This is a genomic window from Acinetobacter sedimenti (assembly GCF_022601685.1).
GTDB lineage: Bacteria > Pseudomonadota > Gammaproteobacteria > Pseudomonadales > Moraxellaceae > Acinetobacter > Acinetobacter sedimenti.
In genome coordinates this window covers 76,622-97,677 of sequence record NZ_JAKUML010000011.1, presented here as the reverse complement: position 1 = coordinate 97,677, position 21,056 = coordinate 76,622, and the positions used below count along the sequence as shown (strand labels likewise).

Here is a 21,056-nt window from a genome sequence, read left to right as displayed (position 1 = left end):
TGCTAAAAAAAGCAAAACAACTCAAGCAGGTAACGAGGCATGATCAAAGCGGTTTTATTCGACCTTGATGGCACCTTGATCGACACAGCAGCAGACTTTATTCGCATCATTCAAGCCATGTGCCGTGAAGGTAGCGTTGAGGTCGTATCTGCCGAACGCATTCGCACTCAAGTGTCCGAAGGCGCTCGTGCTATGGTGCGTTTGGTCTATCCAGACCTAGAAGTTACCGATCCTAGATTTCTCGAACTCCGTCAAGCTTTTCTTGATCGCTACGGTGCAGATATTGCAGTGGATACCACGCTATTTGAGGGAATGGATGAATTACTCATTCAGCTTGAACAGCGCAAAATTCCGTGGGGCATTGTCACCAATAAGCCTCGTGGACTCAGCGAAGCCTTACTCAAAGCACTGAATCTGACCGAGCGTTGTGCGGTCTTGGTCTGTCCTGATGATGTCAAAAATACCAAACCTGATCCAGAACCCATGTTCCTTGCTGCATCACAGCTCAATATCGAAGCAAATCAAATCGTCTATGTCGGAGATCACCCTCGTGATATTGATGCCGGGAAAAATGCCAATATGCCAACGATACTGGCTGCCTATGGCTATCTTCCACCTGAATCTGCTGATGACTTGGAAGCATGGGGTGCAGATTATATCGTTCAAGATGTTACTGAATTATCTGATTTGTTGCTGTCTTTGGTTAATCAATAAATTTGAAAGGTAAAAGTAGTGCAAAGTCATTAACAAATATCCTTTGACTTTGTACATGCTTTGACCGATAAATAAAATGATCTATTCAACAATTTCTACAATGAATTACCCATACCACTAGAGGTTCCACATGGACTTTAAAAGCTATCAACCTGATCCTGATTTACTCAAAGGTCGCGTCATCCTTGTGACGGGTTGTGGCGATGGTATTGGTCGCGCCGCAGCGATTAACTATGCACTTCACGGTGCAACAGTGGTTCTACATGGTCGTAGCATTAATAAACTTGAAATTATTTATGATGAGATCGAAGCACTTGGCGCACCGCAACCTGCGATTTTACCATTGCAACTATCCAGTGCATCCGCACATGATTATGACACCTTGTTTAATACCTTAGACAAGCAGTTTGGTCGTCTTGATGGCATCTTGCATAATGCAGGGATTTTGGGCGAACGAGTGACTTTGGAAAATTATCCTGCTGAGGTGTGGGATGATGTGCTCAATATCAATCTACGTGCTCCTTTTGTCCTGACCCAAGCCTTATTACCTTTGTTAAAACGCTCTGACAGTGCATCCATTATCTTTACCAGTAGTGGCGTGGGACGTGATGCACGTGCAGAATGGGGTGCATATTCTGTATCGAAATTTGGCGTAGAAGCGTTAAGCCAAATCTTTGCACGTGAATTTGCAGATCAAGACAATATTCGTTTTAACTGTATCAATCCAGGTGGCACACGCACGGCAATGCGTGCCAAAGCTTATCCAAGTGAAGACCCAAAAACCTTGCCGACACCTGAAGACATCATGCCTGCATATCTGTACCTGATGGGTAAAGATAGTCATGCGGTGACTGGTGAAAGTATTGATGCGCAGTAGTTTTTAAGTATATTGCAGAAATTTTTCTCGGTGTTTTGTAAGTAAATCCACCAAAATCTATCAATTTTTCAGTTGTCATAAGAATTCAAGAATTTAAAACACAAAATCACTTTCGCAAGCGAAACTGATTTTGTGTAAAGTTTGCAGGGCTACCGACCTCCAAGCCTGCCTTTTCAAAAATCAAACATGATCTGTTTCATCCACCACATTAAACTTCTGCATTAATTCAGCACGTCGTTTCGGATGAATATTGGCTTTGTTTAAATCACCTTGATAATGATCATAGACACGTTGATCCATCATCTTAAACCACCACGATGGAATGAGTGCAGGCAACAGCATCGTCGCATAACCACTCGGCAATTCAGGCGCTTCTTCAAAGTGACGCAACGCTTGGAATGGACGTGTCGGATAGGCATGATGGTCAGAATGACGTTGTAGCTGATACAGGAACAGATTGGTCACCACATTGTTATTATTCCAACTGTGCTCAGGCATGGTGCGAGCATAGCTACCATCTGCTTTCTGCTCACGTTTCAGTCCATAGTGTTCAATATAATTAATGATTTCAAATAGGCTAATACCATAGAACGCTTGCGTAGCAAGATATGGAATGATTTGCGTACCAAAGGTTTTAATCAAACCAGCATGGAATGTCGCACTCATCGCCCAACCTTGAAGCAACTCATTGTCTTTACTGAAAAATGGTAAACCTTTACGTTTCAAACGGCGAGCTTCGATCTCAATACCCGACTTGATACCACCAAATACGGTACGTGGCCAAAATTGGTAAAAGCTCTCACCCATTTGTGATGATGCGGGGTCTTCAGGTGTCGCTGCACGCTTATGATGACCATACGGATGTTCCACACGGAAATGATTATAAAACAGTGGCATCAATGTCGCATGTGACAACATATGATCTGATTTATTCGGACGATGGGATAGCTCATGCGCCGTGGTCACTGCGATACCGTTGATCGCACCCATTGAGATGCCAAGTAAAATTCGATCGAGCATCGGCGTGTCTTTACGTGATACCAAATACGCCGCATAGACATTCGCCGCCATTTGGATCGGTATAAACATTTTGACCAGACAATCGTAGTACGGATCTTTGACGAGGCTCTGCACATCTTCATCGGTTGGATTGTTTTCATCATTACCAATCACGGCATCGAATGCAGGAATGATCGCATGCAGCACAATCGGACCACTGAGCGCAAACAGCTTACGTGTCCATTTTGGACCAAACTGATAACCTGCCAAAATACCCACACCGATCATCGGCAGACCAGGGCTGAGAAGCCACCAACGGCGTTTTTTATCAATCTTTTTTGCATGGGCAGTTGCGTCCTGCAAACTAAGCTGTGCGGGTGCATTCATTGCGTCACCTAATATACTTTGAGTTTCTATCCGAAATTATCAAAGGCATTAGGGTTCAAAAGAACTGCCGAAAAGGACAGCTTATTATCATTTTAGACCATTTCAGTCGTAGTCTTGAGCGTTTTGAACATTGGCCTTGAGCGTTTTTAATATTGACGTGATTGAAATGTATGCGCTTCAAAAAATAATAAATGGCTCAATTATTCAACATTTTGTGATTCAATCCTCAAGTCTTTTTCAACTAAGTCTGACTCATTCGATGCAGATTCTGCTTCATATTTCTTTTGCAAAATATTCGAAAAAATACTTTCAATCATCCATACCCGATACAAGCTATTGAAGACAAATTCTTGTTCGGCAATGCGCAATACCATGACAGGTTGATTCGGCTGTTGTAACGCATCACAGTGTTGTTGATTACGCTGTAAAGCCTGATAAACGTCGTCATTAGAAATTTTTTCTTGAACACTTTCCTGAATAAATTGATGATTCATTAACACACTGCGCTGATGGCTCGCCAAGCTTAAATCTTTACCCTTCGTCCATGTCAGTCGTAGCATTTCTAAGACCGCATCAACACGTTGCTCAGGTTCAACTTGATAAAATAATTTTGCCATGGCCATGACTGTGTTTTGATCAGGACGACAAAATGGTGTAAATGCCACATCTGTCCGTTTCGACAGTCGCATCGCCAAACTCCAATCAAAGAAATCACGCCCTTGATACGGTAGCGGATAAATATTGATATGGATGTTGTAAAGATTCGCCAACTCTTCTTTGATATAGGCAAGTAATAACCATGAAATTGGATTTTCTAAGGTGAAATACAAATCAAGCTCAGGTTGCATGGCTTGTATATCAGTCAGCTCTTCGGCATCTTGAATCAGATGCTCACGCCATTCGATATGATTAATCAGGAAAATTGGCGATGAAGTGAGTAATTTCTGTTGTTGTAAACGACGTGTCAAACGCAGTAAATCGTCTACCGCTTGATATTCTCGTCCACCAAAACTAAAGAATGCCGTCAGAATAGGCGTATCATCAAAACGAAACTGCGCATCTTCGCTCGGCTGACGGTAATTTTTCGCCATCATATAGAGCATGTTTAATTTGCCATATTGTTGATTCCACAACATATGGAAAATATCTTCAAGCAAATATAAAAAGTCACGACCTGTCAGCGGTGTGCGCTCAAGAATAGTGTGCGCTTGATCCAAAGCCTGCTGTGTCGGCATCTCTGGCACATCATCAAAGGCAAAGCGATGCTGCATTGCCAAGATTTTGGCATCATTTAAAGTATAATGTTGCCATGCTTTGACTGACATGCCTTGCGGTGGCGGAGCAGTTTGTGTAGAAATCACAATTTTTAAAGGTCGAATCTCGTCGATCAGAATTTCTTCGAGCTGTATGAGCTGTTGAACCGCAAGATAGCTATAGACATCATCCAAGCGCAGATAGGCACTAATTCCTTGATCTATCGGCAATTCGGCTTGACGATGCGGACGGTCGAAATACCATTTCGATCGGATCGGATCAAACCACCTTCGGATCAGGGACATGATGTTTTTACCTCAAATATTCTAATCTGATAATTGCCAATCAACTGTCAGATCGCCATAAACGTCTTAACAATCTGATGATTCATTTTATAAGTAAAATCGAAATGACAATTTTGTATTATGCTTGAAAATAATACGTATGTTCTACGCATTTTCATGAATTGTTTATAACAACGCATCTTTCAGAGATCAAGTGGTGCGTGTAATCTGTTTTAAACCATTTCGCAATGATCGACAAAATTCGAAAACTCAAAACAAAAAAACGCCACTGGTAAAAGTAGCGTTTTTCCAATCAACTGTTTAGATTTGCGGTTTATTTAATAAAATTTACCCGAGCAATGGCTTTCTTCCCTGCTTGGATCACCACAGTTTTTGGTGCATTCACAGAAAATGAACCATCGACTACTTCATTGTCAACTTTGACTGCGCCACGAGCGACTGCATCTTTAGCTTGCGCTGCATTCTTCGTCAATCCTGCAAGACGCACGATCGAACCAATAAAGATTTCTCCGCCATTTTCAGACAGTGAAATATCGACTTCAGGCGTGTCTTCAGGCACTTCACCATCGACAATTCGGTTACCTGCGCTTTTATGGGCATTTTCCGCAGCTTCTTGGTCATGGAAGCGTTCTACAATTTCTAATGCCAAGATACGTTTAATCTCTTGCGGATTGCGTCCTTCTGCCATCTCTTTGAGCAAGATTTCGATGTCATCCATTGATTTAAAGCTGAGCAATTCAAAATACCGCTCAATCAAACTGTCAGGCATCGACAAGATTTTTTGATACATCGCACCTGGTGCATCAAATACACCGATATAGTTGCCAAGCGATTTGGACATTTTCTTGACACCGTCCAAACCTTCTAAGATCGGCACAGTGATACAGACTTGCGACTCTTGCCCATAACGTCCTTGCAAGGTACGTCCCATCAGCAAGTTAAAGGTTTGATCTGTACCACCTAACTCAACATCGGCTTCCATCGCTACAGAATCATAACCTTGTACCAATGGATACAAAAATTCATGAATGGCAATCGGTTGTTCACTTTGATAGCGTTTTGAGAAGTCGTCACGTTCAAGCATTCGAGCCACAGTTTGCTGACTTGCCAATTGAATCAAATCCGCAGCAGAGCGTTTTGAAAACCATTCTGAGTTGAATACCACTTTGGTTTTGGCAGGATCAAGGATTTTAAAGACTTGTTCTTGATAAGTTTTGGCATTGGCTTCGACTTGCTCACGAGTCAATGGCGGACGTGTCGCACTTTTCCCTGTTGGGTCACCGATCATGGCAGTATAGTCGCCGATCAAAAATAGTACCTCATGCCCAAGATCTTGGAAGACTTTAAGTTTATTAATAAGTACAGTATGACCGAGATGCAAATCAGGCGCCGTCGGGTCAAAACCTGCTTTGATGCGTAGTGGTCTATTTTGTTTCAATTTTTTCAATAAATCATCTTGAGAAATGATCTCATGCGTGCCACGTTGGATTAACGCCAACTGCTCTTCAGCAGGTAGAAAAGTGCTCATCAGTAAAACCTAATCGTTCTAACTTTCAAATTGTGCGATATACTAACATTTTTTCAGAAAAATGCAGGCAAAGATCGGCATGAGTGCAATATATATTGGTGTGATGACAGGCACGAGCATGGACGGCTTAGACCTCGTTGCCGCATCTTTTGATCCATTAAAGATCCACGCTACCTTGACTTTAAAATTTGAAGAAGATTTGCGTGATCAGCTGATGGCATTGTCATTGCCTGATGATAATGAAATTGATCGCATGGCGGTTGCGCACGTGGCACTGGGTAAAATGATTGGTCATGGTGTCAATCAACTGATCGAAGACAACCAACTGGATCACAGCCAAATCCGAGCCATCGGCTCGCACGGTCAAACCATTCGCCATCGTCCAGACAGTGGTTTTACTCTGCAAATTGGCGATGCGCATATCATTACCGAACTGACCAATCTTCCTGTGGTTTACGATTTTCGTAGTCGTGATTTGGCAGCGAATGGTCAAGGTGCACCGCTGGTTCCTGCGTTTCATCAAGTGTTATTTCAGCATGAAAGTATTCATCGGGTGATTTTAAACTTGGGCGGAATTGCCAATGTCACCATGCTTCCTGCGGGTCAACCCGAGCAAATTTTCGGTTTTGATACAGGGCCTGCCAATATTCTGATGGATGCGTGGTGCGATCGTTATACAGGTCAGCCTTATGATGAAAATGGCAATTGGGCGGCATACGGTCATCCGATTCGCTCGCTACTCGATCGTCTACAAGCGCACGATTATTTTTCTAAAGAACCACCAAAAAGCACAGGGCGAGAAGACTTCAATATCGACTGGCTTGATGATCAACTTGCTGATTGGCGTAATGATCTCGACTATGATGAACTCGAAGATCAGCCTGAAAATGTGCAAGCGACCTTAATGAAGCTCACCACTCGAGCGATTAAAAAAGCCATTTATCGTAGTAAAGACACCATGCCGACAGGTGAAATCTATGTCTGTGGTGGTGGTGCATTTAATGGCACATTACTCGAACAACTGCGTTGGCGACTGCGTAAGCACAACTGGTCTGTGCAAACCACCGAAGCACTTGGACTGGCACCGATTTGGGTGGAAGCGACCGCCTTTGCGTGGCTTGCAATGCGCTTTTGTGAAGGTCAGGCTGGAAATCTGCCTGCGGTCACAGGCGCAAACGGCTTTCGAGTGCTCGGCTCGATGACACATATTTAAAACATATATTCATTAGATATAAACAAAACCACTACATAGCAGTGAATACTTAAATAAATATTTTGAAGAAAATCACACTTTGCAAATTTTTATGCCAAGTGCGTAATGTAATAATATTTCAAATTATTACATTACTCCCATTTCTCAAAAATGTGTGTTATTTATACGCCGCCTTCAGTTTTATGATGTAAATATGATTTACGATAATGTTGCAACGGATCCTGCAAACTTTAATACTCAACCTCAAGTCCAAGTGATCGCCGAGTCTGCCGAAAAGCATTCTGGACCTTTTGATGGTGCGCGTGGTTTGAGTGCGAAATTTTTCAATTTAGATTCTTTTACCAATAAATTAAAAAGCATCACGCGTCAGACCAGTACCAGTCGTTGCGCTCGTAGCATTCGTCTTGCATTTCAATCTGCTGGTGCAAAATTTCAATCGCATCCTGTAGCAGCCGCAGACTGGGGCGATACTTTGAAGACGATCGGCTATCGTCAAATTCAACCGTCTTTTGACAATCCACAAGATGGTGATATTTATATTATCCACCGTACGCAAAAACATAAATATGGTCATATCGCAGGCTATAGCGGCAACAGTTGGGTGTCCGACTTTAAACAACGTAGCTACGATGTGTATCGAGATAAAAACGTGCAATATTCCTATTACCGTCTGTCAAAATAACTTTATCCGTAGTTGCTCGGCTTGAAATGCCCTGATTTAAAACATCTTGATTTAAAACTTGTACTTGAAACATTGTGCGAACTGCATTGACACATAACATTTTCAATCAATTTATGGCACAATAGTCGCCTTTAAATTGTTCAGATTTCATTTTGGCTATGAAGCTGCTTCGTTTACATGCGCTGACTCCTCACCATCAGTTACCTCCAACGGTTGTCACGATTGGCAACTTTGACGGTGTCCATCTCGGGCATCAGGCGATGATTGCTGAGCTAAAAAAAGTTGCCGAAGCACAACAATTACATAGCTTGGTGATGATCTTTGAACCGCAACCTTTAGAGTTTTTTCAAGGTAGCGAGGCACCGCCTCGCATTTCATCCTTGCGTGAGAAAGTTGAATTACTAACCGAGCTTGGCGTGGACTATGTTGCCGTTGCCAAGTTTGATGATGCCTTTCGTGGCATGAGTGCGCTTGAGTTTGCAGAATTATTAAAACATCAACTCAATGCCAAAAGTCTTGTGCTCGGTGATGATTTTCATTTTGGTAAAAATCGTAGTGGCGACAGTGACTTTCTCCGTCAACAAGGTTTTGACGTGACCAATTTGCATACTGTCAATCACGATGCCGATCGTGTCAGCTCAACTCGCATTCGTGAGGTGTTGCAACAAGGGGATTTTGCCCTTGCTGCACAGCTTCTTGGTCGTCCGTACAGCATTACTGGACGTGTGGTCTACGGAGATCAGATTGGTCGTACCATCAATTTCCCCACCATTAATGTCGCTTTGCATCGTCATAAACCATGTCTAAGTGGCATTTATGCAGTCGATGTACAGAGCTTGGAAAAACCGTTTTCACAAGTTTTAGCAACGCAAAATACAGATCAAATTGGTATTAAAGGTTATTTGCCTGAAAGCCTGTATGGTGCAGGTCATGTCGGTACACGCCCTGCGATCGAGCAAGATACACCTGAGTGGCGATTGGAGGTTCATTTCCCTGAACTTTCTGCTAATCTGTATGGTTTGCTGGTGCGAGTAACCTTTTTGCACTATTTACACGGCGAAAAAAATTATTCATCGTTGCAGGCTTTGCAAGATGGTATTGATGATGATGTGATGCAATTGAAAAAGTTTCGAGACGACAACGACTCGATTGATTTTTTAAACCGCTGACACCATTGACCTTATTTATCTTTAACGATCAGCGATGCTGATTTTACAACCCAACTGGAAGGCAGATGCATGAGCGATAAGCAAACTTCTGAAAATGTCGTGGATTATAAAGCCACACTTAACTTGCCACAGACTGATTTTGCCATGAAAGCCAATTTGGCCGTGCGTGAAGCAAAATGGTTAGACGACTGGTACGCCGACGACATTTATCAGCAGATTCGTGCATCTCGAATGGGCAAGAAAAAATACATTCTGCATGATGGTCCTCCATACGCCAACGGCAGTATTCACCTTGGTCATGCGGTGAATAAAGTGTTAAAAGATATTATCGTAAAAAGCCGTGTCATGGACGGCATGGATGCGCCGTATGTACCGGGTTGGGACTGTCATGGTCTGCCGATCGAGCTGAAAGTCGAAGAAAAAATCGGTAAAGTTGGCGTCAAAGTCGATGCAACGACGTTCCGTCAAGCCTGCCGTGAATATGCACTAAGCCAAGTAGAGTTGCAGAAAAAAGACTTTAAACGTCTAGGCGTCTTTGGCGATTGGGACAATCCGTATCTGACCATGAACTTTAAGCAAGAGGCGGATATTGTCCGTTCATTAGCTGCAATTCAGAAAAATGGTCACATCCACCCGGGTCTAAAACCAGTGAACTGGTGTTTGGACTGTGGCTCTGCGCTTGCGGAAGCCGAAGTGGAATATGAAGATAAAAAGTCTGATGCCATTGATGTCGGTTTTGGCGTAGTTGATCTTGCTGATTTGTCAGCGAAACTCGGCGACACTGTCAATACAGCAACCGATATCGTGATTTGGACGACCACACCGTGGACACTGCCTGCCAATCAAGCGGTGGCATTGCACGCTGAACTTGAGTATCAATTGGTTGAAGTGCAATCGGAGCGTGGAACACATAATTTAATTTTAGCGAAAGAATTGGTCGCTTCGGCTTGTGACCGTTATCAACTGGAAAACCCAAAAATTTTGGCGGATTTTACAGGGGATAAACTTGAACACTTATTATTACAACATCCGTTGATCGCTGAACGTCAAGTGCCTGTCATTCTAGGAGAGCACGTCACTGCAGGCAGTGGTACAGGTGCGGTACATACTGCACCGGGTCATGGCGTGGACGATTATAAAGTCGGTTTGCAATATCGCCTTGCAGTGGACAATCCTGTTGGGTCAAATGGTGTTTATCTACCGACTGCGCCTATATTTGCAGGTGAGCATATTTATAAAGCCAATCCGAAAATCATCGAGACACTCGGTGCAACAGGTCGTCTATGGGCGCATAAAAAAATCACTCACAGCTATCCACACTGCTGGCGACACAAAACACCGATCATCTTCCGTGCTACACCACAATGGTTCATCAACATGGAACAATGTGCCATGCGTGAAACCGCTTTGAATGAGATTGAAAACAACATCGAATTTATTCCTGACTGGGGTAAAAATCGTATGCAATCCATGGTCGATGGTCGTCCAGATTGGTGTATCTCTCGTCAACGCACGTGGGGCGTTCCGATTCCATTTTTCGTGCATAAAGACACCAATGAACTTCACCCACGCACGCCTGAGCTGATTGAAGAAGTCGCCAAACTCATCGAGCAAGAAGGTGTTGACGCATGGTTTAACCGTGATGGCAAAGACTTCTTGTCCGCCGAAGATGCTGAACAATACAACTGTGTGCGTGACACTTTAGACGTGTGGTTTGATTCGGGTACAACGCATTTTGCCGTGCTTGATCAACGTGACGACTTGCAAAGCCCTGCCGATCTCTATCTCGAAGGTTCGGATCAACATCGTGGTTGGTTCCAGACCTCATTGCTTGCCAGTATTGGTGTGCGTGGTCATGCACCGTATAAGTCATTGCTGACGCACGGTTTTACCGTTGATGAGAATGGTCGTAAATTGTCAAAATCTTTGGGCAATTACATTCCATTAGAAGAAATTATCAAGCAACTCGGTGCAGACGGTCTACGCCTGTACGTGGCTTCGAGCGATTATCGCTATGAAATCGCCGCATCGAAAGAAATTTTCAATCGGGTATCGGACAGCTACCGCCGTATTCGTAATACTTTGCGTTTTATGCTGGCAAATTTGAATGGTTTTGTGCCAAGTCGTGATGCGCTACCAATGGATGAGTTGATCGCATTAGATCAATACATCATTCAACGTGCTAGCGAAGTGCAAGCAACGATTCGCAAAGCCTATGACGAGATGAATTTCCATGTCGTGAGCAATGCACTCACCAGTTTCTGTATTAATGACTTGGGTGGTTTCTACCTCGATATTATCAAAGATCGTCAATACACCACCAAAGCTGATTCGCAAGCACGTCGCTCTGCGCAAACCGCACTGTATCATTTGGTGCAAGCTTTTGTGCGTTGGATGAGTCCAATTTTAAGCTTTACCGCTCAAGAAGCATGGGAACTCATCCCTGAGCAAACAGAGAAATATGTGTTTACTGCCGAATGGTATGATTTGCCTAAATCAACTCAGCAAAACTTAATCAGTGAAGCCGATTGGCAAAGTCTGATTCAAGTCAAATCTGCGGTGAATAAGCAAATCGAAGCGGCACGTAATGCCAAATTGGTCGGTTCAAATCTCTCTGCCAAAGTTGATATTTGGGCGGATGAGGCATTAAAAACCACTCTTGACCGCTTGGAAAATGAATTACGCTTTGTACTGATCACCTCGCAAGTCGCTGTACACACGTTTGATGAATCAAAAGGTGAAGCCACTGATATTGACGGCTTACGTGTTGCGGTATCGGGTGCAGACGGTGAAAAGTGTGTGCGTTGTTGGCATGTACTGCCTGATGTGAACACCCATGCAGGTCATGAGGGATTGTGTTCACGTTGTATCATCAACTTGCCATCAGGCACAGGTGAAGAGAGAAAATATGCCTAAGCAAGCAGATTGGTTGCGCTTTAACGCAGTGAATTTTTGGTGGTTAGGACTCAGTATCTTGACTATCATTTTGGATCAAATCAGTAAACAAATTGCGCTGGATAAATTGGTCTTTGAAGGCAATAGTGTCAATGTCCTGCCAGTCTTCAGTTGGACATTGGCATACAACCCCGGTGCGGCTTTTAGCTTTCTCTCCGATGCAGGCGGTTGGCAACGCTACTTCTTTACAGTATTGGCGAGTGTGGTTTCTGTATTTTTTGTGGTGTGGTTACTGCGCATGCCAAAAACCTTAAAAGTTTTGCCGGCCTCGATTGCGTTGATTTTGGGTGGTGCAGTGGGTAACTTGATCGACCGCTTGACCACGCAATTGGTCAATTATCGTGGTGAACAGGTACATGGCGTGGTGATCGACTTTTTGCATGTGCATTATCAAACGTGGAATTTCCCTGTATTTAATCTTGCCGATTGTGCGATTACTTTAGGGACGATTTTGTTATTGATCGACACCTTTTTCCTTGAGAAAAAACGTCATCAAACGCCGTCTGCCTGATCATTTCCGTGGCGAAACCGTCTAAAAACTATTGTGAATCACAGTGAAAAATTATGTCTGAAATTATCAATCCAAATGACGAAACCCGCATCGAAGATGGTTCAAAAGTGCAACTGCACTTTTCTGTGGCGATCGAAAATGGCGTAGAAATCGACAATACCCGTAGCCGTGATGAGCCTGTGTCTTTGATCATCGGCGATGGTAATCTCTTGCCCGGTTTTGAAAAAGCGCTCTTCGGCTTGCGTGCAGGCGATCGCCGTACCGTGAGCCTACCGCCTGAAGATGCCTTCGGTGAATGGAATCCTGAGAATGTGCAACGTTTTGACACGGTGAAGTTTGAACAGCGTCCCGAAGTCGGTCATATGATCGAGTTTGAAGATAAAGCCAAAGCCAGCCTATTTGGCGTAGTGATGTCTGTAGCAGATGACATTACCGAGATTGATTTTAATCATCCGCTTGCAGGGAAAAATATTACTTTTGCGGTGGAAATTTTTAAAGTCACACCGCAAGGTCAGCAAGGGATTCGGTTAATGTGATTTTAATTCTCGAAGCATTTAACCAAGATGGGAAACGTCGTTGCTTAGCAGGTGATGTACCGTAGACTTAAAAAAACTGGAACTTCCCAAAGCTACAAAAAGCTTAAGCCGAAGCTTAAACTTTTTTGCGAACTAAATTATAAATCGCTAATACGATCACAGCGCCGATCACAGATACGATAAATCCAGCAGCTTCATTGGCAGAATACCACCCGAGCATCCGACCACCATAGGTCGCCAACAATGAGCCACCAATACCAAGTAAGGTCGTGACAATAAATCCAGCTTTATCATCACCTGGATGTAGCGCACGAGCGATCAGACCCGCAATAAAGCCCACGATAATAGCCCAAATTAGCGAAAGCATAATGCCTCTCCTTTGTCGTTATTTTAGTTATTATTTATCGACAAAATGCGAGAATATATAGTGACTTTATGCGCTTTATGTTGTGATATTGTGCACAAAAATCACTCAATACCGAGCACGTGACCAATATACGGCAAATGGCGATATTTCTGTGCATAGTCCAAACCATAGCCAACGATGAACTTATCTGGTATTTCAAAGCCCACATATTTGACAGGAATGTCTATCACACGGCGAGATGGTTTTGAAATGAGAGTACAAATCTCTATACTATGCGGCGTACGCGTGTGTATAATTTCCACGACTTTGCTTAGTGTATAGCCTGAGTCAATAATATCTTCGACGATCAATACATCTTTACCAGCGATCTGACCATCTAAGTCTTTAAGAATTTTTACATCACGAGTTGATGAAGTACCACTGCCGTAGCTTGATGCAGTCATAAAATCGAGCTCATGTGGAATCTCAATCTGACGGCACAAATCCGCCATAAAGATGATACTGCCACGTAATAGACCAATCAAAACCAGTTCTTTTTTATTCTCTTGATAGTCTTGATTGATTTGCGCTGCAAGTTCGTAGATACGTTCACGAATCTCGTCTGCCGAGATCATGACTTCCATTTGAGTAACTTGTGACATGAAGTGTTTGCCATACAGATGTAAAGCAATTTATTTTAACTAAACTTCTTTGCAAAATCTAACCCTATCTTTGTAGCTCGTTGTACTTCGCTATATAAAAGCTAGCCAATTGCTCTCATGTCCACAGCACTTTCTCGTGCATTTTTAACTTTCATTTGCTGATTTCTAGGGTCTGTGAATGTCCGTAAACTTCACAGTACATTCCGTGTGCTTTTGTAATAGCTGATTTATGCGACGTATTTTTCGCTTAGAATGGCATCTGAGCTTATATCCAAATTACAACTCCAAAATTTTTCCAAAAACCAACGATTAAAAGGTTTGATATGACTATTCTAAATACCGTTCTCAATACAATAATTTTAAATACGAAGGCTCTAAAAAAATTTTCGCCGATCACGCTACTCAATGCAACCGTACTGAGTGCAATGTTCATAAGCGCATGCCAACCCTCAAATGAACCAAATCAAAAGACCGCAAATGATGCAAAAACGAATGAGCTAAAAAATACCGCACAGGCAAAACAAGTAGATAAAGCCTGCCTGAGTTTAAGCACATCCATGCGAGCGATTAACCATGAAAGCAAAGTAGAAGCTTTAGAACAGGTCAATCAATTGCTCAAAGACTGCGTCACCCTAGTCGATAATGCACAGCAACTCAAATGGATTGATGAAACAACGTCAATGTACGAGCGCTTCTTTGCGCATGAGCTCACCGATGCCAAGCAGATGGCGGCATTTGATGAATATGGACTCAGTATTTTAGAAGCGAAGCAAGGTGATGCACTTGATCAGCCAGTGGTTAAAGGCGATCAAAAGATTTTTAAAACACTGTCGCCTCGTGATCAATATTTGATGAATCAACAAGATAAAGCTTATATTGAGCTACATTATCAAGGTGAAGGTATGTTCCAATATCGTCGTAGCCCTGCGTATATCAAAGCCATTTTCGCTGAAGCACTTCCTGAAGATCAGCGTGTCTTCGTGACTCGTATGGCACAGGATAATGACGCACTATTTTTCAATGATGCCGCCATTGCGATCTCGTGGGCAGAAATGGTCGATCGTGCTTTGTTTTGGGAAAATTATCTTCAAAAATATCCACAAAGCCATTTTAAAGCAGATGCAAAGAAACTCTTTGAAGAATACCAATATTTCATTTTCTTTGGATCGGACAACACGCCTGTATCTGATGAGTTTGCGCCAGACACATGGATAGATGAAAACGCTTTAGGACATATCAAAGCCCTTGCCAAACGCCAAGATACTGCGCTCGCAGAACCTGCAAAAAAATTCCTCACGTTCATCAAGACACCTGTAAATGAGCGTATGAAAAAGTATCCTGTCGAGCCAAAAGACCGAGATGGTTATGAAAAAAGTTCTTATACAATCGCTCGCGAACAACTCCGCAAAGTGTTGAATTTGTCTGATCCGTGGGACAGTAGCAGTGATAGCTATCGTGACTGTCATGCGGATGGAATTTGTGTGATGTGGCAGCAGTAAGTCTAGTCAATATTTTGACCAATGATTGAATCCTTGCTGACAAAATAGCCAAGCAATTTTTTTCAATTCTGTTAATCTTTTAACATTGCTTGACGGAGCGCGAGTAAGCACTCGCTGAGATCGTATTAAGTCTTTGATTATGACTTCAGAATTGAAAATTTTGAAGTCAAAAGAGTTTAAATACGAGTACCGTTGAACCTGATCAGGTTAAGACCTGCGTAGGAATCAAGCCTGCTAATACATTGAAAATATAAGATAAATTTATTTATCATCGTCCCATTTTCTATCTCTGTTTTAGTTCTGCTTGATTCGTGATTGTTCTGCCATAGGATACAGCCATGAACCAACTCTCGAATCTCAATTCATCATCTAGCTCAACAACCCAACAAGAAATCAACGCACAGCACGAACAAGATGCCAAAGATTTAACCCGCATTTTACCTGCCTCACAAAAAGTTTATGTCGAAGGCTCACGCAGTGATATTCAAGTGCCGTTTCGTGAAATCACGCTCACCGATACACCAACAGGCTTAGGCGGTGAAAAAAATCTCCCGCTTCGTGTCTACGATACATCAGGCGTCTATACCGATCCAAATGTCAAAATTGATTTAAATAAAGGCTTACCGTCGATTCGCCAAACGTGGATTGAAGAGCGTAACGACAGTGAAAAGCTCGACAGTTTAAGCTCAAAATTCGGGCAAGAACGCCTCAAAGATATTCGTACCGCAGAAATTCGTTTTGCCCATATCCAAAACCCACGTCGTGCAAAAATCGGTAAAAACGTCAGCCAAATGCACTATGCCAAACAAGGCATTATTACCCCTGAAATGGAATATATTGCGATCCGTGAAAATCAGCGTCAACGTGACGGCGTGGATATGCGTCAGCACGCGGGGCAAAACTTCGGCGCAAAGAATTTAACCGAAATCACCCCTGAATTCGTCCGTCAAGAAGTGGCTGAAGGACGAGCGATTATTCCTGCCAATATCAACCATCCTGAATGTGAGCCGATGATCATTGGTCGCAACTTCTTGGTGAAAATTAACGCCAATATTGGTAACTCTGCGCTTGGCTCAAGCATTGATGAAGAAGTGGCAAAAATGACGTGGGCGACCCGTTGGGGCGCTGACACCATCATGGATTTATCGACAGGTAAAAATATCCATGAAACGCGTGAATGGATTATTCGCAATTCACCTGTACCGATCGGGACTGTGCCGATTTATCAAGCTTTGGAAAAAGTCGATGGTGTCGCAGAAGACCTGACTTGGGAAATTTTTAAAGACACCTTGATTGAGCAAGCTGAACAAGGTGTGGACTATTTCACCATTCATGCAGGCGTATTACTGCGCTATGTGCCAATGACGGCAAATCGTTTGACAGGGATCGTGTCACGTGGTGGCTCGATCATGGCGCAGTGGTGTCTTGCCCATCATGAGGAAAACTTCCTTTATACCCATTTCGATGACATCTGCGAAATCATGAAAGCCTATGATGTGTCATTCAGCTTAGGCGATGGTTTGCGTCCAGGCTGTATTCAAGATGCCAACGATGAAGCGCAATTTAGCGAATTAAAAACTTTGGGTGAGCTAACACATCGTGCATGGGAACATGATGTACAAGTGATGATCGAAGGGCCGGGACACGTGCCGATGCACATGGTCAAAGAAAATATGGACTTACAGCTCGAGGTCTGTAAAGAAGCGCCGTTTTATACGCTAGGACCTCTGACGACGGACATCGCACCGGGTTATGACCACATCACTTCAGCCATTGGTGCAGCGATGATTGGTTGGTACGGTACGGCGATGCTGTGCTATGTCACACCAAAAGAGCATCTCGGTCTACCCAATAAGAAAGACGTCAAAGACGGTATTATCACGTATAAAATCGCTGCGCACGCTGCCGATCTTGCCAAAGGTCATCCAGGTGCACAGGCACGTGACAATGCACTGTCTAAAGCACGTTTTGAATTCCGCTGGGAAGATCAGTTTAATTTGGCACTCGACCCAGATACCGCACGAAGCATGCACGATGAAACCATGCCAAAAGAGGCGCACAAATCAGCGCATTTCTGTTCAATGTGCGGTCCAAAATTTTGTTCGATGAAAATCACACAAAATGTTCGAGATTATGCTGCACAGCAACTTATTGATTCAAAACGTGAAGATGGTATGCAGCAGATGAGTGAAGAATTCCGACAACAAGGCAATTCTCTGTACCAAAAGGTTTGATCTTTTTAACCTTGCAAGCTAGGCTAATTAAGTTACAGAATTTAATTAGCCTATTTGCGAACGATGACAAATATTTTTTCATACCAACCACAATTTGATCACGGCGATGTTGAAGTCTTGGACAGACAACAATGTTATCGTGGCTTCGTGCATGTTGAAAAATTAAAAATTCGTCATCGCCTATTTGCCAATCAAGACTTTGGCAGTGTTATTCACAGAGAGCTCGTCCGTCGCCGTGAGGCTGCAGGCGTCTTGGTACATGATCCACATTTGCAAAAATTTTTGTTAATTGAGCAATTTCGAGCAGGTGCTTTAAATTCTGAACGCACGCCGTGGCAATTGGAAATTATTGCAGGGCTGATTGATGATGGCGAAGATGCCGAAACCTGTTTAAAACGTGAAGCGCTCGAAGAAGCAAACTGTCAGATTGAAAATTTAAAACAATTGTATCGCTATCACCCATCGACAGGTGCAAGCGATGAGATATACAACCTTTATGTTGCTACAGCGGATTTAACTCATGCAGGGGGTGTGCATGGTGAGGTGCAAGAAGGTGAAGACATCAAGGTACATGTATTCGACTATGCGCAGCTAGACGGATTGATGCAGAGTCCTTATCTAAGTAATGCGTCTTTAATTATCGCCATACAATGGTTTCAGTTGTATCTACATCAACAACAATCGAAAAAACAATTGATGGGAGAAGTGCAATGAACCACGCCATCAAATCAGAACATTTTTCAAATCAATCACCTGTGCGACTATTGCAGATTAGTGATTGTCACCTTATGGCTGAGGCCGATCGTGAGTTTGCAGGGATCGCACCGTATCAGTCCTTACAGGCCGTCTTATCACATGCGCAAAAGAACGTGGCCTTTGATTGTGTCATTAATACAGGCGATATTGCACAGCAACCCTTGCCACAGACTTATGAACTCTATCAAAACACCCTATCCAAATTAGAACGACCGCATTATTGGGTGCGAGGCAATCATGATGAGAGTAAACATTTCCCATCATTAAGTGAAAATGATCAGCCCACGGTTATTGATCTTGGCGCATGGTGTATGATTTTGATCAATAGTCAGGTCGATCAAAAAGTGTCAGGAATGATCTCTGATCATGATCTGATTCAACTTGATCGCTTGCTTGCAAAGCATAAAACGCAATACATCATTATCGCACTGCATCACAATACCTTTGATGTCGGTTGTGATTGGCTATCACCGCATCGCCTACAAAATAGTGAACAGTTATTGGCTTGCTTAGGGTCACATGAGCATGTACGTTTGGTCATCTCAGGGCACGTCCATCAAGATTTTGCACACCAACATGGTCAGATGACTTTTCTGTCTTGCCCTTCGACCAGTATTCAGTTTAAACCCAATCAAAATGAATTTTGCCTAGATCAGGCGACTCCGGGATATCGCTTACTCGAACTCTATGCAGATGGGCATTTTGAAACTTCGGTTCATCGTATTGAACATGCCGTTGGTCAAGTTGATTTTGCTCTAAAATCTTATTAATTCAGTATCTTAAGTCGTATTTTCCACTTTTGCCATATTTATACACGTTTTGGCACTTTCATCTTGATAAAAAAGTCTATATGATGTGCGCCCGAGTAATAATCAGGCAAGTAATTGCAAAAGCACTTGCTTTTTACCTCACTTTTTGCGTATAGATATACACTAGTTCGATGAGGAATGCCCCCAAATGGCAAATCAAGATAAATCACAACTGGAAGATGTAAAAGACGTGGCTACAGCAGAAAAACCAGCTGCAAAACGCACTCGCAAGCCTAAAGCGAAAAACGCAGAGACGGGGACGACGGCGAGCCTATTTGGTTTTGCACCATATCAAGAAAAGAAAAATGAAGAATATATGTCCGAAGGACAATTAGAGCATTTTCGTAAAATCTTAGAAGCGTGGAAATCAGAATTGATGTCAGAAGTCGATCGTACTTTGACTTCAATGCAAGATGAATCATCTGCATTGCCTGATGTGAATGACCGTGCCACTCAAGAAGAAGAGTTTGCAATTGAACTACGTACGCGTGACCGTGAACGTAAATTGATTCGTAAAATTGAACAATCGTTGCAAGCAATCCAAGATGAAGACTATGGCTTCTGTGAAACTTGCGGTATTGAGATCGGTCTACGTCGTTTAGAGGCTCGTCCAACAGCGACCTTATGTATCGACTGCAAAACACTTGCAGAGATCAAAGAGAAGCAAAATAACGGTTAATACTGTGTCTGTAGCTCCCTCCTTGCGAAGCGATGCTTCTCATCCTTTACAAAAGGAGGGAGGTAACAGGATGGATTATGTAGGACGTTTTGCACCATCACCGACAGGACCATTGCATTTTGGCTCACTGATCACTGCATTAGCGAGCTACTGCGAAGCCAAGTCCAATCAAGGACAATGGCTCGTTCGTATCGAAGATACCGACATTCCCCGTATTTATCCCGATAGCGAACAGCATATTTTACGCTGTATCGACGCTTTTGAATTTGTCCCTGACGGTGATATTCTCTTTCAAAAAGATCGTCTTGAGATTTATGAAGATGTCTTAGTACAACTGAAAGCTCAACACGATATTTACGCCTGTCAATGTACTCGCAAAATGCTAGGTAGCAATGCCATCTATGCAGGGACATGCCGAGATTTAAACTTAGACTTTGCCAATCAAGCCATTCGCCTGAAAGTGAACGATGAACCCATCTGCTTTGATGATCCCCTACAAAGTCGGCAATGTAGCAATTTGGCAGAAGATCTTGGAGATTTTGTATTAAAACGTCGTGATGGCATTATCAGCTATCAGCTGGCTGTAGTAGTCGATGATTATTTGCAAGGCGTGACAAATGTCGTACGAGGTGCAGATTTACTGGACAATACAGCACGTCAGATCTGGCTAGGTCACTGTCTAGGCTATCCTGAGCTTAATTATCTTCATCTACCACTGGCGATGAATGCCGATGGTCGAAAGCTATCTAAACAGAACTTTGCACAAGCACTTGATCCAGACAATGCCTCAGAACTGCTCTCACAGGCTGCTCAGGCTTTAAATCAACCACCGCTCGATCTTGACCGCCCATCAACCATGCTTGCGCAAGCAGTGGCACAATGGCAACGTGAACGCATTCCACAAAGCACAATATTGTCGCAGATTTATCAATAGTTTTTGT

At 43.1% G+C, this 21,056-nt stretch carries 19 protein-coding genes and 1 riboswitch; of the genes, 14 read left to right on the top strand and 5 right to left on the bottom strand.

Annotation, left to right across the window (positions count from 1 at the left end):
* Nucleotides 1-39 precede the first annotated feature (39 nt).
* Together MKI79_RS08300 and MKI79_RS08295 are read left to right on the top strand one after the other, a co-directional pair.
* A complete protein-coding gene (locus MKI79_RS08300; protein ID WP_241571961.1) occupies nucleotides 40-714 on the top strand; it encodes an HAD family hydrolase in 675 nt (224 codons plus the stop codon).
* Nucleotides 715-844: 130 nt separating this feature from the next.
* Nucleotides 845-1,591: a YciK family oxidoreductase gene (locus tag MKI79_RS08295; protein WP_241571958.1), complete on the top strand. Its 747-nt coding sequence runs from the start codon at nucleotides 845-847 to the stop codon at nucleotides 1,589-1,591.
* A 180-nt stretch (nucleotides 1,592-1,771) separates the two neighbouring features.
* On the opposite strand, the gene MKI79_RS08290 is transcribed toward MKI79_RS08295, so the two are convergent.
* The 3 genes from MKI79_RS08290 to tyrS form a co-directional block, all read right to left on the bottom strand.
* Nucleotides 1,772-2,977 carry an alkane 1-monooxygenase gene (locus tag MKI79_RS08290; protein ID WP_241571955.1) on the bottom strand — a complete coding sequence of 402 codons (1,206 nt, stop codon included), beginning with the start codon at nucleotides 2,975-2,977 and terminating at the stop codon, nucleotides 1,772-1,774.
* Between the two features lie 200 nt (nucleotides 2,978-3,177).
* Nucleotides 3,178-4,536, bottom strand: coding sequence for a hypothetical protein (locus tag MKI79_RS08285; protein WP_241571954.1), 1,359 nt, complete (start codon nucleotides 4,534-4,536; stop codon nucleotides 3,178-3,180).
* Nucleotides 4,537-4,849: 313 nt separating this feature from the next.
* The gene (gene tyrS / locus MKI79_RS08280; RefSeq protein WP_241571952.1) at nucleotides 4,850-6,064 is read right to left on the bottom strand and encodes a tyrosine--tRNA ligase; all 1,215 of its coding nucleotides are present in this window, start codon (nucleotides 6,062-6,064) and stop codon (nucleotides 4,850-4,852) included.
* Between the two features lie 79 nt (nucleotides 6,065-6,143).
* On the opposite strand from tyrS, the gene MKI79_RS08275 reads away from it, so the two are divergent.
* From MKI79_RS08275 to MKI79_RS08250, 6 genes are all read left to right on the top strand, one after another.
* On the top strand, nucleotides 6,144-7,277 hold the full coding sequence (locus MKI79_RS08275; protein ID WP_241571949.1) for an anhydro-N-acetylmuramic acid kinase: 1,134 nt from the start codon (nucleotides 6,144-6,146) through the stop codon (nucleotides 7,275-7,277).
* Nucleotides 7,278-7,470: 193 nt separating this feature from the next.
* Nucleotides 7,471-7,959 carry a hypothetical protein gene (locus tag MKI79_RS08270; protein WP_241571947.1) on the top strand — a complete coding sequence of 163 codons (489 nt, stop codon included), beginning with the start codon at nucleotides 7,471-7,473 and terminating at the stop codon, nucleotides 7,957-7,959.
* A gap of 158 nt (nucleotides 7,960-8,117) precedes the next feature.
* Nucleotides 8,118-9,128: a riboflavin biosynthesis protein RibF gene (gene ribF / locus MKI79_RS08265; protein ID WP_241571945.1), complete on the top strand. Its 1,011-nt coding sequence runs from the start codon at nucleotides 8,118-8,120 to the stop codon at nucleotides 9,126-9,128.
* Nucleotides 9,129-9,197: 69 nt separating this feature from the next.
* Nucleotides 9,198-12,044: an isoleucine--tRNA ligase gene (gene ileS, locus MKI79_RS08260; RefSeq protein WP_241571943.1), complete on the top strand. Its 2,847-nt coding sequence runs from the start codon at nucleotides 9,198-9,200 to the stop codon at nucleotides 12,042-12,044.
* Complete coding sequence (lspA, locus tag MKI79_RS08255; RefSeq protein ID WP_241571940.1) at nucleotides 12,037-12,594, top strand: signal peptidase II; 558 nt, start codon at nucleotides 12,037-12,039, stop codon at nucleotides 12,592-12,594. The genes ileS and lspA overlap by 8 nt, the downstream gene beginning before the upstream one ends.
* Before the next feature lie 53 nt (nucleotides 12,595-12,647).
* Nucleotides 12,648-13,130 (top strand): FKBP-type peptidyl-prolyl cis-trans isomerase, encoded by a 483-nt coding sequence (locus tag MKI79_RS08250; RefSeq protein WP_241571938.1) that lies wholly within the window; start codon nucleotides 12,648-12,650, stop codon nucleotides 13,128-13,130.
* 115 nt (nucleotides 13,131-13,245) lie between these two features.
* On the opposite strand, the gene MKI79_RS08245 is transcribed toward MKI79_RS08250, so the two are convergent.
* Entirely contained in the window at nucleotides 13,246-13,497 is a 252-nt protein-coding gene (locus MKI79_RS08245) for a GlsB/YeaQ/YmgE family stress response membrane protein (protein ID WP_241571934.1), read from the bottom strand.
* 101 nt (nucleotides 13,498-13,598) lie between these two features.
* The gene (gene hpt, locus MKI79_RS08240; protein ID WP_322111815.1) at nucleotides 13,599-14,138 is read right to left on the bottom strand and encodes a hypoxanthine phosphoribosyltransferase; all 540 of its coding nucleotides are present in this window, start codon (nucleotides 14,136-14,138) and stop codon (nucleotides 13,599-13,601) included.
* A gap of 323 nt (nucleotides 14,139-14,461) precedes the next feature.
* Between hpt and MKI79_RS08235 the strand changes: the two genes are divergently transcribed.
* The 6 genes from MKI79_RS08235 to gluQRS all read left to right on the top strand — a co-directional run bounded on the left by MKI79_RS08235 (nucleotide 14,462) and on the right by gluQRS (nucleotide 21,049).
* On the top strand, nucleotides 14,462-15,637 hold the full coding sequence (locus tag MKI79_RS08235) for a hypothetical protein (protein WP_241571931.1): 1,176 nt from the start codon (nucleotides 14,462-14,464) through the stop codon (nucleotides 15,635-15,637).
* 83 nt (nucleotides 15,638-15,720) lie between these two features.
* A riboswitch (TPP riboswitch) is annotated at nucleotides 15,721-15,879 on the top strand.
* A gap of 96 nt (nucleotides 15,880-15,975) precedes the next feature.
* On the top strand, nucleotides 15,976-17,871 hold the full coding sequence (gene thiC / locus MKI79_RS08230) for a phosphomethylpyrimidine synthase ThiC (RefSeq protein WP_241571928.1): 1,896 nt from the start codon (nucleotides 15,976-15,978) through the stop codon (nucleotides 17,869-17,871).
* 63 nt (nucleotides 17,872-17,934) lie between these two features.
* Nucleotides 17,935-18,585, top strand: coding sequence for an NUDIX domain-containing protein (locus MKI79_RS08225; protein ID WP_241571925.1), 651 nt, complete (start codon nucleotides 17,935-17,937; stop codon nucleotides 18,583-18,585).
* Nucleotides 18,582-19,397: a metallophosphoesterase gene (locus tag MKI79_RS08220; protein WP_241571924.1), complete on the top strand. Its 816-nt coding sequence runs from the start codon at nucleotides 18,582-18,584 to the stop codon at nucleotides 19,395-19,397. The genes MKI79_RS08225 and MKI79_RS08220 overlap by 4 nt, the downstream gene beginning before the upstream one ends.
* Before the next feature lie 187 nt (nucleotides 19,398-19,584).
* Nucleotides 19,585-20,115, top strand: coding sequence for an RNA polymerase-binding protein DksA (gene dksA, locus MKI79_RS08215; protein WP_241571922.1), 531 nt, complete (start codon nucleotides 19,585-19,587; stop codon nucleotides 20,113-20,115).
* Between the two features lie 70 nt (nucleotides 20,116-20,185).
* Complete coding sequence (gluQRS, locus tag MKI79_RS08210; protein WP_241571919.1) at nucleotides 20,186-21,049, top strand: tRNA glutamyl-Q(34) synthetase GluQRS; 864 nt, start codon at nucleotides 20,186-20,188, stop codon at nucleotides 21,047-21,049.
* Nucleotides 21,050-21,056 lie beyond the last annotated feature (7 nt).